Source organism: Paraburkholderia sp. CNPSo 3274 (assembly GCF_024206475.1).
Lineage (GTDB): Bacteria > Pseudomonadota > Gammaproteobacteria > Burkholderiales > Burkholderiaceae > Paraburkholderia.
In genome coordinates this window covers 27,257-40,927 of the sequence record NZ_JAMBPR010000030.1, presented here as the reverse complement: position 1 = coordinate 40,927, position 13,671 = coordinate 27,257, and the positions used below count along the sequence as shown (strand labels likewise).

The window sequence follows — 13,671 nt, the reverse complement described above, 5'->3', positions numbered from 1 at the left end:
GCATGAGCACACCCATTCTTCAGTTCGGCACCAGCCGGTTTCTCCTGGCCCATGTCGCCTTTTTCGTATCGCAGGCTCTCGAGCGCGGCGACGCGATTGGCGGAATCGGCGTTGTGCAGACCACGGGCAATCCGTCGAGCCGGGCGCGTATTGCCGCGCTCGCGAATGCGGGCAGTTATCCGGTCCGCATTCGGGGCAGGGAAGGCAGTATGGCGGTCGATCGCGTCGTCGATTGCCGCGCCGTCCAGAAGGCATGGGTCGCCGATCTCGACTGGGCGGACATTCGCCACGTGACGATCGAAGAGGTGCGGGTCATTGTCTCGAACACGGGCGATGCCGGTTACCGGCTTGACGACCGGGATTCGGCGGACATGCTTGTCGGAGACGAACAGGTGCCGCACAGCTTTCCGGTGAAGCTGCTGGTTCTCCTGCATGCACGTTGGCAGGTGCGTCCCGATGATGGTGTGTCGATCTTTCCCTGCGAACTTGTCGAAGACAATGGCAACACGCTTCGCGATATCGTGCTTGGTGTGGCACGGCGATGGGGAATGCCGGCGACGTTCATCGGGTATTTGCTGCACAGCTGCGTCTGGGTGAACTCACTCGTCGACCGGATCGTGTCCGAGCCGATCGACCCGGTCGGCGCGATCGCGGAACCGTATGCGCTATGGGCCATCGAGCGGCGTACGGGCATGGAGTTGCCATGTGTGCACGAGCAGATTGTCGTGACAGACGACCTGCGTACCCATGAGCGTCTGAAGCTCTTCTTTCTCAATCTCGGCCACAGCTGGCTCGCTGATCGGTGGATCAACGAGCGCCGCCCGTCGAACGAAACGGTGCTGGTGGCAATGAGCGATCCCCGGCTTCGGGACGGTATCGAGGGAATCTGGCACGAGGAGGTCTTGCCGGTGTTCGACGCATTGGGCCTGCGCAGCACCGCGGAGCGCTACATCGAAAATGTGCGCGACCGGCTGCTCAATCCCTGGCTGGCTCATCGTATCGCGGACATCGCAACCAATCACGGAGAAAAGGTCAGACGGCGAATACAGCCGCTGATCGAACTCGCGGACTCGATGTCGCTTGCCGCCACACAGCCGCGCTTGCGAAGCATGCTGGCCGCGCAGAACCGCCTGGACGCGGTAGAAGGGAGGCATGCATCATGATCGTGGAGACGGTTCTGGTGCTTCACCGTGAAGACAGCGTTGCAGTTGCGCTTCGCGCGCTGGATGCAGGCACGCAGATCGATACGAATGGGCAGCAGGTTCAGGTCCTGACGCCCGTGCCAGCCGGTCACAAGGTGGCGATACGGAACATCGCCCGCGGCGCGTCCGTGACAAAGTATCAGCAGACGATTGGCGTTGCGCTATGCGACATCGCTGCGGGCGAACACGTTCACGTACACAACGTCGACATGCCTGAACGTCACGGGAGTGGGCAGTCGGGCCACGAAACGGCGCTTCGGGCTGCAGAGATCGACCGTTCCGACACGTTTCAGGGATTCGTGCGGCCGGACGGTCAGGTCGGAACGCGCAATTACACCGGCGTTATCGCGAGCGTCAACTGCTCGGCCAGTGTTTGTCATGCGATAGCGGATGCGTTCCGGGGGGCAGCCATGGAGGCCTTCAGAAACGTGGACGGTGTTGTCGCGATCACGCACCAGAGCGGATGCGGGATGTCGGCCTCCGGTGACGGAATCGCGCTATTGCGCCGGACACTTGCCGGTTATGCGCGCAATCCCAATTTTGCGGCCGTGCTGTTTGTCGGACTGGGTTGCGAGGTCAATCAGGTCGAGGATCTCGCGGCATCGTTGCGAGCGCGCCATGACGGGTCGATCAGAACGCTCGTCATCCAGGACGCAGGCGGTTTCCGCGAGGCGGTGACGCGGGGAGCCGCGATCGTACACGAACTGCTCGAAGTGGCAGATCGGGCCGTGCGCACAACAGTACCTGTGGCGCGGCTGAAAATCGGGCTGCAGTGCGGCGGCTCGGACGGGTACTCGGGAATCACCGCCAATCCCGCGCTCGGCGTGGCGGTCGACCTGATCGCACGCAATGGCGGCACCGCAATCCTGTCGGAGACGCCGGAGATTTACGGGGCAGAACATCTGCTGACGGCTCGGGCAGCGTCGGATGACGTCGCCGAGCGTCTACTCGCGAAGTTGCGGTGGTGGGAACGCTACGCGGCGGAAAATGGCGGCGAAATGAACAACAATCCGTCGCCCGGTAATAAGGCAGGTGGCATCACAACGATTCTTGAAAAGTCACTGGGAGCAGTCTCGAAAGCAGGCGGCACCGTACTGAACGCGGTCTACGACTATGCTGAGCCGGTATCTGAAAGCGGCCTCGTATTCATGGACACGCCGGGCTACGACCCGGTGTCGGCAACGGGGCAGATAGCGGGAGGGGCCAACCTGATCTGCTTTACGACTGGACGCGGCTCAGTCTTCGGTTCCAGGCCGGCTCCCACTATCAAGATTGCAACCACCACGGACCTGTTCGAGCGAATGCGCCCGGACATGGACTTCAACAGCGGCGGCATCGTCGACGGTCGTCTGAGCGTCGAGGAAGCAGGGATGCAACTGTTCCAGTTCATTCTGGAGGTCGCATCGGGAAGGCGAACGTGCAGCGAGGAAAACGGAATCGGTGATCGCGAGTTCGTTCCCTGGCTGCGGGGGGCGATCATGTAACGGGCGATGCCCGGGTATGGTATGCGGGGAGCGGAGATGGATTGCGAGGAACAGATCGAAAGCAGCGTATCCGGATTGTCGGCTCAGGAGGCATGGCAGGAATTCCGGTTGTCGTCGCTCGAACAATCACTTGTGCAGGAAGCGTTGTTGCTGCTTGTTGACGCGCGGACACGGGCGATGGAACTCACCGCAGAGATGTGCCAGAAACGACGCCTTGCGGTACCTGGCGTTCACGATTTTCACCTGCCCGCAGTGCTTCATCTCTTACGGCGATTCGGCGCTAGCGTTTAGCGATGCGACTGTGAGGGATGAGGTTTGCGATTCATTTGACGGCATGCATGGAACGCCATGCGGCAGCGAGGCACGCAAGGCGTGATCCCAACTGGATGACTGCAGCATTTAAAACAGGAGTGATCGTGCGTTACTGCTTCGCCCTGGATCTGAAAGAAGATCCTGAGCTTATTACCCGTTATGAAGAACTTCACCGGCACGTTTGGCCTGAAGTGATCCGGCACATACGAGACCATGGCGTTCTGGACATGGAGATTTACCGTCTGGGAACCCGATTGCTCATGGTGATGGAAACAGACGACGCAACATATGACGCTGACATGATGGCGACTGCTGCTCAAAACAACCCCGTGATCCAGCGCTGGGAAACGTTGATGTGGCAGTTTCAGGCGCCCACACCGTGGACGCCGTCCGGACAGAAGTGGATGGCGATGAGCCGGATATTCGACCTGGCACGGCAATAGGATCGCTGGTGAGCGTGGCGCGGCGAAGGAATAAATCAGGCTCATCGAAGATAGTGAATATTCCTGGGACAAACGAGAGCGCGTTCATCGTTTCGACGTCGTTGCCGACGAGCGCTCGCTCGTAAGCTTCGAAAGCTGTCGCTACCTGCGCGACGATCTCGGGCCGGTTCACTTCCATCATCATCAGGCTGCCTCCAGCAGGACGTCGAGTGGAGCAGTCCAGCCGACGATGCCGCCCTGTGAATGAATCATCGCGATCGTGGCGTCGAGAAACGCGGGGATGTGGCTTGCCGTCGCGTCTTCGATCAGCAGGCACTCGTAGCCACGATCGTCGGCTTCGCGCATCGAAGTCTGTACGCAGACTTCGGTTGTCACGCCCGCGAATACGAGATGGGTGATGCCGCGCATTGAGAGTTCCTCGCCGAGGCGCGTTGCGTAGAATGCGCCTTTGCCAGGCTTGTCGATGACCAGTTCGTTCTCGATTGGCTTTAGCGTATCGATGATCGCGTTGCCGGGTCCGCCGCGCACAAGGATGCGTCGCATCGGTCCCGTGTCGCCGATGCGCGCATTCGGCATGCCGCGCAGGCGTTTGGCAGGCGGGCAGTCGGAGAGGTCGGGTGCGTGCGATTCGCGCGTATGCACGATCTGCCAGCCCGCAGAGCGCGCGTACTCAAGCAGCCGCGCGACCGTCGGCACGAGGCCTGAGAGCAGCGATACGTCACTACCAAGCGCTTCGCCAAAGCCGCCCGGCTCGATAAAGTCGCGCTGCATGTCGATGACGATGAGCGCGGTCTGGCGTGCTTCGAAAGCGAATGGAGCGAGCTTCGCGCGGGCAATGGTTGTCATCGCAATGTTTGTCCGTTTTCGTTGTGTTTCATTCAGGCATTCGCTTGCAACACGGCCGGCTCGAGCGCCTGCGGCCGGCCTTCATCGCCATGGCCCGCCATGTGACGTCCCAGTGTGACGCGATCGGCCCCTGTTGCGGCAGTCTCGTAGACAAGGCGTCCTTCGGCCATCACGACGATACGGTCCGCGAGTTCCAGCAACTCGTCGAGGTCTTCGCTCACGAGCAGTACAGGCACCGCGCGCCGCGAGAATGCGGGCGTGGATGTCCGCTACCGAAGCAAAGTCGAGTCCGAACACGGGATTCGCGACGATCAGCACGTTCACTGCCTGCCCAAGCTCGCGCGCCAGCACAGGGCGCTGTACGTTGCCCCCGGACAGCGTGCCGATGGCGCGTTCGGGCAGCGGCGGCCGCACGTTGAATTCAGCGATCAGCTGCCCGGCGCGCGTGCGCATGGCGCGGCGGTCGAGCCACCATCCGCTGCGTCGCAGCGGCCCACGGTCAAAGTCCCGCAGCGCCATGTTCTCGGCCACGCTCATGCCTGCCACGCACGCATTGCGCTGCGGCTCTTCGGGCAGGGCGAATGCGCGCAAGCGGGTCATCTCTTCGCGCGTCGCGGCGTAAGGCGCGCCTTTGACAGCCATCTCGCCCGACTGGACCTTGCGCTGGCCAACGAGCGCTTCGATCAGTTCCTTCTGGGCGTTGCCGGAGACGCCCGCAAGGCCTCGTCGGTGGCGTCAGCGGCGCCTTCACGCGTTGCCACGCTTGCGTCGTCGCCCATCATCCAGGCGGCGAGACGGTCGCGGTCGGTGTCGGCGACGGCGCAGGTGCCGACGAAGCGACCCTTGCGCAGTACCGTGACATTGTCCGCATAGGCCATCACCTCGCGGAACGTGTGGGTGATCATCAGCACCGAGAGGGCGCCGCGCAAGGCAAGCGTGCGCATCAGGCCGAGCACTTCATCGGCTTCCTGCGGCGTGAGCACCGAGGTGGGTTCGTCGAGAATCAGGAAGCGCTGCTCGAGATACAGTTGCTTGAGGATTTCGAGCTTCTGCTTTTCTCCTGCCGCGAGCGACGAGACCAGCGCATCGAGTTCGAGGCGAAACGGCATTCGGCGCATGAACGCGTGGAGGGCATCGCGCTCGGCCGCCCATTGGATTTTGCACGGCAGGTTGCCGCGCGCGAGGAGCAGGTTCTCGGCGACACTAAGCCCGGCCGCCAGTGTGAAATGCTGGTAGACCATGCCGAGCGCCTGGGCATCGCGCGGCGAGGCGATGTGCACCTCGTGGCCGTCGGCCAGAATCGCGCCATGATCGAGCAGACCATAGCCCTCGGTGCCGGCGCCGCTAATCGGCCCCGAAACGCCGCTGCGCGCGGCGCTCCGTCTGCGCCCTGGCGGCATGACCGTCACAAAAGAGGTGGAAGACGCCTTGCTCGACGCCGGCCGCCGACTCGCGGACGCGGGCGCGATGGCGATCCGGGAGCGCAGGCCGCGGTGGACGGCATGCGCGCCGAGGTCGCGGCGATGCCCGAGAACGCGGTGGTCAAGTCGCTCGTGCGGCGCACGACGCTCACGCGCGAATGGCGCTTGTTCCTGTCGCAATACCCCATGCTGCTGCTGCCGGTTTCCGGCGAACTGCCGTTTGCCGACGACCTGGACCGGCAAGGCGCGGCGGGTTTCCGGCGGGTATGGGATGCGCAGTTGACCATGCGTGCGTTGCCTGCCATGGGCTTGCCGGGGCTCGTCGTCTCGACGGGCATGGTGAGGGACGTGCCGGTGGGCGTGCAGATCGTGGCGGGGTACTTCCGCGAAGACTTGTGCCTGCTGGCAGGCGAGGCTATCGAGGCGCGCGGCGCGCCGCCGTCTCCCATCGACCCGGCCATGTGAGCCGGGTTGGGCGCAGTCCTGGGGCGGGCCGCGCTGTTTCTCCTCTTTCACAAGGCTTGGGCGCGCCTTTCAATCGAATAAAAGCAGAGCCCGGCCCTCGATATGCCACGACGCTTTCGCGTTTCGGGCAAAGCAAAATTCGTTGCGCGAGCAACGAATCGATGTATCCTGCATCCAATCATCCCATCTGCCTGCGTGGCCGGTCCCATCGACGGCCACTTCGACGGCCCCGCCGCCGCAATCGCATTGGCCCGCGGGCATTCGCACCCGACGCGACTCGTCCCGTGTCCAGCGGGCACATTGATTAGACGAGTTCCCCTAAGTGAAAACGATGATGACTTTGGCGCGAGTTATTCTTGCGCGCCCAAAAGTTATGCTAGAGAATCCATAAAAAATCCCACAGACGCTTTGTGGCATACAAATGGCGAGCGACCTGCTACCTGAAGCTCACCTCGGAGACACCACAAATGAAGGAACTGACCGCCCAGAACGTGGGAGCCAGGTCTGAAGCCGGCTGGTATCGCAGCTGGTTCCTGCTGCTTCTCGTTTTGATCTACGCATCGAGTTTCGTCGACCGCATCATCATCGCCGTCGTGGGTCAGGCGATGAAGATCGATCTGAACCTGAGCGATCTGCAGCTGGGTCTGCTCAACGGGCTTGCGTTCTCCATCTTCTATTCGCTGCTCGGCCTGCCGATCGCGCGCATAGCGGAGCGGTTCAATCGCGTCGCGCTGATCGCGCTTTCGATTGGCGCGTGGTCGATCATGACAGCGCTGTGCGGCACGGCCGGCACCTATTGGCAGTTGCTTCTGTACCGCCTTGGCGTCGGCATTGGCGAAGCGGGCAGCACGCCTACCGCGCACTCGCTGATTTCCGATCAGTTCGGCCCGCGCCGCCGCGCGAGCGCACTCTCCATCTATGCGCTCGGTCCGCCCATCGGCGTGCTCGCCGGTGCGCTCGGCGGTGGCGTGATGGTCCAGCACATGGGCTGGCGCCCGGTGTTCTTCGTGGTCGGCCTGCCGGGGCTCATCTTCGGCCTGCTCGCCTGGGTCACGCTGCGCGAACCGAAGCGCGGCGGGGCGGAGGAGGGCGGCATGCACGCCGCGGCTGCGGTACCGCCGCTGCGCGAGGTGCTCAAGGTCCTGTTCGGCAGCCGCGCGTTCGTGCAGATGTTGCTCGGCACCGTGATCGGCGGATTCGCGCAGTACGGCATCAACCTGTTCATCCCGGTTTACCTCAACCGCGTGTATGGCCTCAGCTTCGCGCAGGCCGGCCTGATCTTCGGCCTCATGATCGGCGTGGGCGGCATTGTCGGCAACATGCTCGGCGGCCTGCTCGCCGACGCGCTGGGCGCGGGCAACCGCCGCTGGTATGCCTGGGTGCCGGCGCTCGGCACGGCGATTGGCTTCCCGCTCGTCGCGTTCGCCTTCACGCTGGGGGAATGGCCCGCCGCCGTGACACTGATCTTCATCGCCACCGTCATGCTGAGCATGTGGAACGGCCCGACCTTCGCCGTCGTGCACGGCATCGTCGAACCGCGCATGCGCGCCACGGCATCCGCCTGCGTGTTTCTGCTCATGAATCTCGTGGGCCAGGGCCTCGGCCCCACAACCGTAGGATTCCTGAGCGATCGGCTTGCCTCGCGCTTCTTCACGCAGGGCCAGTTCAAGCTGGTTTGCGCGGCGGGCGGCCCGCACGGTCCGCATGGCGCGGCAGCGGCGGTGCAGGGGCCGTTCGCGGCGGCGTGCCACGACGCCTCGGCCTACGGCATTCGCTACGCCATGCTGGCCGTGAGCGTGGTGCTGCTGTGGTCGGCCGCGCATTACTTCCTCGCCTCACGTCATCTTTCTCGCAGCAAGTAGTTCAAAGCCGTCGGCAGCCGACGGAAATAGACCGGCAATAAAAAGCGGGCGCCAACGCCTGCAACACACGGAGATCGTCAAGTGAAGAAGAAGGTATTGGCGGGCGCGATAGCGGCCGCAATCGCGGGAGGCGCGCACGCGCAAAGCAGTGTGACGCTGTACGGGATCATCAGCGATGGCCTCACCTATGTGAACAACGCGGGCGGCCACTCGCTAGTCAAGCTCGATGACGGCATCAACCAGGCATCGCGCTGGGGCCTGCGCGGGGTCGAGGATCTCGGCGGCGGCCTGAAGACGATCTTCACCCTGGAGAACGGCTTTTCGCTGAACACGGGCACCGCGAGCCACGGCGGCGCGCTCTTCGGGCGCCGCGCTTTCGTGGGGCTGCAGAGCACGACGTTCGGTACGCTGATCGCCGGCTACGATTACGATTTCATCTACGACTACGTCTCTTACTACACCAACGTCTCCCAGTTCGCTCCGTCCTACGCGTTCCACGGGGCGTACGACATCGATCGTCTCGCGGGCGAGCCGGTGAGCAACATGGTGCGCTACGAAACGCCGACCTGGCACGGCGTCACGGCGGGCGTGATGTACGGCTTCAGCAACATTCCGGGCGCCTTCGCGGGCACGCCGACGGGCAACCCGCGCGTGATCAGCGCGGGCGTGAAGTTCAGCCCGACCGGCACGTTCAACGCGCCTTACTCGGGGTCGCTCACGTACACGAAGACGCAGGGCGGCAACGCGGCGCGCGGCGTGGGCACGATGGCGCAGGTCGCGCTCAATGCGCAATCGATCTATACGATCGCGGCGGGCGGCATGTATAGCCTGACCGATGCGTGGTCGATCAACGGCGTATACACCTACACCAATGCTTCGCATAGCCCGCGCGGCGTGGTGACCGTGAGCGCCTACGAACTGGGGACGAGCTACCGGTTCGGACCGGCGCTTACGGTGGGCGGCGGCTTCACGTACGTTGACCAGCACAAGCTCGGCAAGTACGACCTCTACACGGCGGGCGTGGACTATCGGCTCTCGAAGCGCACCGACGTCTATGTGTTCGGTGTCTTGCAGCACGCCTTCGCGGGCCAGAAGTTCGCGGACAACTTCCTTGTCTCGACCCCGTACTCGGTGCCGGGCCCGGGCGGCTCGCTGTTCGGCAACAACGCTTCGACCACGGCCAACCAGCTGGCTGTGCAGGTCGGTATCCGCCACCTCTTCTAACGTTTTCGCGGCGCGCCGGTGAAGGGAATGAGAGCCTGGAATCTGGCGCATTTTTTTAGGTATCCTATCTGATAAGCGAGATAGTTCAGGCTGGCTTGTCTGTGTGCCCGCCATTAACGCCTGGAGGCGACGCGTTCATGGAAAACGTCGGAAAAGGACTGCCCGCTGTTGGGGTCAAGAGCGGATCGAGGTATCGTGCATGGCTCTTGATGATGTTGAGCCTTATCTACGCATCGAGTTTCATCGATCGCATTTTCATCGCTGTGGTAGGGCAGTCGATCAAGGTCGACATGAACCTGAGCGACCTGCAGATTGGAGTTCTGGGCGGCCTCGCTTTCTCGCTGTTCTACGCGACGCTGGGCATCCCGATGGCCCGGCTCGCCGACCGGATGAGCCGGGTTACGCTGATATCCCTGTCGATTGCGGCATGGTCGGTGATGACCGTGCTGTGCGGCATGGCGGGCAATTTCGCGCAGTTGCTGCTGTACCGGCTTGGTGTCGGTATCGGTGAAGCTGGTAGCACGCCCACGGCGCATTCGCTGATCTCGGACGAGTTCCCCGAGGGACGCCGCGCCACCGCCATGGCGATCTATGCGCTCGGTCCTCCCCTTGGCGCGATCGGCGGCGCGATCGGCGGCGGCATGATTGCACAGCATTTCGGCTGGCGTCCGGCCTTCTGGGTCGTCGGCGTGCCGGGCCTGATCCTCGCCGTCATTGCGTACCTCAGCCTGCGCGAACCCGAACGCGGTGCCATGGACCGAATTTCCACCGTCGATGCGCAGCGCAATGCCTCGTTGGGCACCATCGCTGCGATCCTCTTGCGTAGCCCGTTGTTCGTGCAACTGCTGCTGGGAACGGTAATCGGTGCGTTTGCCCAGTACGGCATCAACCTGTTCATTCCGGCGTATCTGACGCGTGAATTCGGCCTGAATGCAGCGCAGGCCGGCATGATGTTTGGTCTCACAATTGGCGTTGGGGGCGCGATCGGCACGACGCTCGGCGGGTGGATTGCCGACAGGGCCGGAGCCAGCGACAAGCGCTGGTACGCCTGGGTGCCGGCCTGGGGCACGCTGCTTGGGCTCGTCCCAGTTTCCCTCGCGTTCATGCAGTCCGACTGGCATATCGCGGCGGCGTTGCTGTTTCTCGCCACGATCCTGCTGAGCTCCTGGAACGGTCCGACATTCGCAGCGATCCACGGTCTCGTCGCGCCGCGCATGCGCGCCACGACTTCGGCGTTCGTATTTCTGATGATGAACTTCATCGGCCAGGGCGGAGGTCCGACTTTCATTGGATTCCTTAGCGATCGCATTGCCACGCATCTGTTCACGGACGGTGATTATTCGAAGGTTTGCCGGATCCCGCATGGCGCTCATGGTGTGTTCGGGGCGGTGGCGAACTCGCCGCTCGCGCATGCCTGTGCGGATGCCTCGTCGAGAGGTCTGCGCTACGCGATGCTCGCTATGAGCTTGCTCCTCTTATGGGCGGCGTTCCACTACTTTCGCGCCGTGCGCCACGTCGACAAATCGCGTTGATACAGACGTCGTCCAGTCACAATTACGAGCGAAGTCATCATGCTTACCGAAGAACAGAATCGCCAGCTCACTCAGGTCGGGCCAGGCACGCCGATGGGAGAGTTGATGCGCCGCCACTGGCACCCGATCGCCGGCATTGACGAACTCGAGCGCGAGACGATCAAGCCCGTGCGCCTGCTTGGCGAGGAACTGGTTCTTTACAAGGACCTGGGCGGACACTACGGCCTGATGGAGCGCTACTGCGCGCATCGCGGCGCGGACCTGGCATACGGCTTTGTCGAGGAACGCGGTCTGCGCTGTAACTATCACGGCTGGCAATACGATCATGGCGGCCGGTGCGTCGCGCAGCCTTACCAGGACCTGGTGGCGCCCCAGGGCACCATGCGTGAGCGGATCAGGCTGAAGGCCTATGAAGTCCGTGCGTGCGCCGGCTTGCTGTGGGCCTATCTCGGTCCTCAACCGGCGCCGCAGCTTCCGGATTGGGAACCGTTCCACTGGCGCAATGGCTTCGTGCAGGTGGCATTCGCGAACGTGCCCTGCAACTGGCTTCAGACCCAGGAAAATTCCATCGATCCGCTGCATTTCGAGTGGATGCACGCCAACTGGGGACGTCGCCTGCGCGGTGAGCGCGACTATGCGCCGGCGCATCTCAAGGTGGCGTTCGAGGAATTCGAGCACGGCTTCATCTACCGCCGTGTGACCGAGGATACCGACGAATCGCATCCGCTCTGGACGGCTGGTCGTGTCTGTCTCTGGCCCAACGGATTCTTCCTCGGGGATCACTTCGAGTGGCGGGTGCCCATCGACGACGAAAATACGCTCAATGTGACCTGGTCGTATATACGTGTGCCCCGCGAATCCGAGCCCTATGTCCAGGAGAGCATTCCGACCTGGCACGCGCCGGTCACGGATCCCCAGACCGGAAAATGGATTAGTTCGCACGTGATCAACCAGGACATCATCGCCTGGTGCGGACAGGGGCGCATCGCAGACCGTACCCGTGAAAACCTGGCCGCCAGCGACGCGGGCATCTTGATGATTCGCCGACAGTACTTCCGGGACATGGAAGCCGTAGCGCAGGGGCGTGATCCGAAGGGCGTGCTGCGCGAGCCTGCCGCCGCGCAGGGCATTGCGTTGCCCTGCGGAGACTGGCGAGATTTCTTCGCGAACAGCCTGCCTCGCAACGAGTATGAGCGTCATCCCAAGTGGAGCAAGCTACTGCATCACTTCCTGTTCCATCCGGGGCAGCCCCAGGCAGTCCGCCGCGCGTGCGAAGCGGCCACTGGGGTGATGATGAAAGATGTCGAGAGCGCGGCCGTGGCGGTTTGAAGTTGTCCATGGGCTCGACGGAGGCGCCTAAGTAATCTATGGAAGAAACCCACATTCGCGCCGTAGCACGTGTGTTGAGCGTGCTTCGATTGATGAATACGGCACAACGTTGGACGCTGCATGAATTGCACCAAAAAATGGCGCTGCCCAAAACCACACTATTCCGGATTCTGTCGACTCTTCAGGCAGAGGGATATGTTCAAGTCGATGTTGCCAGGGGGCAATATGCGTTGACCAGGAAGGTCCGAGAGTTAAGCGATGGTTATACAGAGAAGGCTGAAATTATCGCTGTCGCTGCGCCTATCGCGATCAGAGTCACCCGGGAAATAAAATGGCCGCTCGCAATTGGCGTCAGGGAGCACGATGGACTTGTTGTCGGATTCAGCACAATGCCTTACAGTCCGGTCGCCGTACATACGACAACCGTTGGACACCGGTTGAGCCTGGACAATTCGGCAATGGGTTTGGCGTACCTTGCTTATTGCAGTCCGCAGGAGCGGGGCATTGTGATGGATCTATTGCACGCCAGCGCCGCCAATCCAGACGTAGCCCGAGCGTTACTCGAATCGAAAATCGCCAAAGTGGTCGCTCAGGGATGGGCAGTGCGCCAGCCGAGCATGGCAAGCGATTCTGCGACGCTGGCCGTACCCATCTGTCTGGGTAACGCGGTAATAGCCGTCGTAGGCATGACCACCTACGGCAAACTGATGACGCGCGGCACGATCGAACGCTTGCTTCCCGGCCTTCTTGAAACGGCCGACGAGATTTCCGCAAGCTACTATCACCGCGATGGCGACGCTATTTCCGGGTCGAAGTGAAGACGCCTCGTTGTGACTGGGCAATTTCCGGAATATGGCTATCGCGCACCATCCATCTCGGGTCGGCCGCACCAGCGCGTCTTGTTCAGGCAATATCCGGGATTGGCACTTGGTAGAAATCTAGCGAGAACGCGACCATCGTGTAAAGCCCGATAAGGCCAACGAGGTCGGAAACGCCGCCGTGCCCAAGCACGCGTATAGCCCGTTGGTATAGCGCGTAATCCACGTTCCGTTTCTCCAACAGCCCGATCGCAAGTTCATAGGCAGTCTGCTCGATTTCGTCATCGAAATACGTGTAGTTTCGCGCCCGCAAATTTTCCAATTGTTCGCGCGTCAGCCCCAACTTGCTTCCCAGCCGTTCGTGCCAGAACTGCTCGAACGCCGAACTCCAGTAGGCCGCAACCACGAGGATGGTTATTTCCTTGACGCGTCGTGTCATGGGTGCCAGATGGCCGACATATTCGGCAAACTGGTTGGCAACTTCAGCGAATTGGGGGTTGTGCAACCAGATTTCCATGTTGACGGGTAAGTCCTTACGTGGGCCTGAGCGTATGCGGCTCACCAGATCCGTCTGGGCCTGCGTCATGTCAGTGGGGGCCAGCCGGTAGGGCCGGCCGGGTGTTTCACCGATTTGGATCGACATTAGTTGCCTCACGAATGAACGAGTGAATCCGCAGTGTGAATGTGTCGGGACGCGCGGGGCAAGTGCTTTGCGCCAGGATTCTGTAGAGCG

The 13,671-nt window shown here is 62.3% G+C and carries 11 protein-coding genes and 3 pseudogenes; 10 read left to right on the top strand and 4 right to left on the bottom strand.

What is annotated here, in order from left to right:
- Positions 1-2: 2 nt before the first annotated feature.
- The 4 genes from M3I54_RS21000 (at position 3) to M3I54_RS20985 (ending at position 3,441) form a co-directional block, all read left to right on the top strand.
- Positions 3-1,163 (top strand): mannitol dehydrogenase family protein, encoded by a 1,161-nt coding sequence (locus M3I54_RS21000; RefSeq protein WP_254339422.1) that lies wholly within the window; start codon positions 3-5, stop codon positions 1,161-1,163.
- Entirely contained in the window at positions 1,160-2,686 is a 1,527-nt protein-coding gene (locus tag M3I54_RS20995) for a UxaA family hydrolase (protein ID WP_254339420.1), read from the top strand. The genes M3I54_RS21000 and M3I54_RS20995 overlap by 4 nt, the downstream gene beginning before the upstream one ends.
- 36 nt (positions 2,687-2,722) lie before the next feature.
- Positions 2,723-2,977 carry a hypothetical protein gene (locus tag M3I54_RS20990; protein ID WP_254339418.1) on the top strand — a complete coding sequence of 85 codons (255 nt, stop codon included), beginning with the start codon at positions 2,723-2,725 and terminating at the stop codon, positions 2,975-2,977.
- 125 nt (positions 2,978-3,102) lie between these two features.
- On the top strand, positions 3,103-3,441 hold the full coding sequence (locus M3I54_RS20985; RefSeq protein WP_254339571.1) for an L-rhamnose mutarotase: 339 nt from the start codon (positions 3,103-3,105) through the stop codon (positions 3,439-3,441).
- Positions 3,442-3,529: 88 nt separating this feature from the next.
- Here the strand turns inward: M3I54_RS20985 and M3I54_RS20980 are convergent.
- The 3 genes and pseudogenes from M3I54_RS20980 to M3I54_RS20970 form a co-directional block, all read right to left on the bottom strand.
- Positions 3,530-3,619: pseudogene (locus M3I54_RS20980) on the bottom strand (AtzH-like domain-containing protein); the annotation flags it as partial.
- 5 nt (positions 3,620-3,624) lie between these two features.
- Positions 3,625-4,287 (bottom strand): cysteine hydrolase family protein, encoded by a 663-nt coding sequence (locus M3I54_RS20975; protein WP_254339416.1) that lies wholly within the window; start codon positions 4,285-4,287, stop codon positions 3,625-3,627.
- Positions 4,288-4,319: 32 nt separating this feature from the next.
- A pseudogene (locus M3I54_RS20970) lies at positions 4,320-5,624 on the bottom strand (ABC transporter ATP-binding protein); the annotation flags it as partial.
- Here M3I54_RS20970 and M3I54_RS20965 point away from each other — a divergent pair.
- From M3I54_RS20965 to M3I54_RS20940, 6 genes and pseudogenes are all read left to right on the top strand, one after another.
- Positions 5,620-6,173 (top strand): annotated as a pseudogene (locus M3I54_RS20965) (amidase family protein); the annotation flags it as partial. The pseudogenes M3I54_RS20970 and M3I54_RS20965 overlap by 5 nt on opposite strands.
- Positions 6,174-6,640: 467 nt before the next feature.
- Positions 6,641-8,035, top strand: a complete 1,395-nt coding sequence (locus M3I54_RS20960) for an MFS transporter (protein WP_254339414.1) — start codon at positions 6,641-6,643, stop codon at positions 8,033-8,035.
- An 81-nt stretch (positions 8,036-8,116) separates the two neighbouring features.
- Entirely contained in the window at positions 8,117-9,259 is a 1,143-nt protein-coding gene (locus M3I54_RS20955; protein ID WP_028212429.1) for a porin, read from the top strand.
- Positions 9,260-9,396: 137 nt separating this feature from the next.
- Complete coding sequence (locus tag M3I54_RS20950; RefSeq protein WP_254339411.1) at positions 9,397-10,791, top strand: MFS transporter; 1,395 nt, start codon at positions 9,397-9,399, stop codon at positions 10,789-10,791.
- A 39-nt stretch (positions 10,792-10,830) separates the two neighbouring features.
- Complete coding sequence (locus M3I54_RS20945) at positions 10,831-12,120, top strand: aromatic ring-hydroxylating dioxygenase subunit alpha (RefSeq protein WP_254339409.1); 1,290 nt, start codon at positions 10,831-10,833, stop codon at positions 12,118-12,120.
- Between the two features lie 38 nt (positions 12,121-12,158).
- Positions 12,159-12,938, top strand: coding sequence for a helix-turn-helix domain-containing protein (locus tag M3I54_RS20940; protein WP_254339407.1), 780 nt, complete (start codon positions 12,159-12,161; stop codon positions 12,936-12,938).
- An 85-nt stretch (positions 12,939-13,023) separates the two neighbouring features.
- Here M3I54_RS20940 and M3I54_RS20935 read toward each other — a convergent pair whose 3' ends face one another.
- Complete coding sequence (locus M3I54_RS20935; protein ID WP_254339399.1) at positions 13,024-13,581, bottom strand: carboxymuconolactone decarboxylase family protein; 558 nt, start codon at positions 13,579-13,581, stop codon at positions 13,024-13,026.
- Positions 13,582-13,671: the final 90 nt, after the last annotated feature.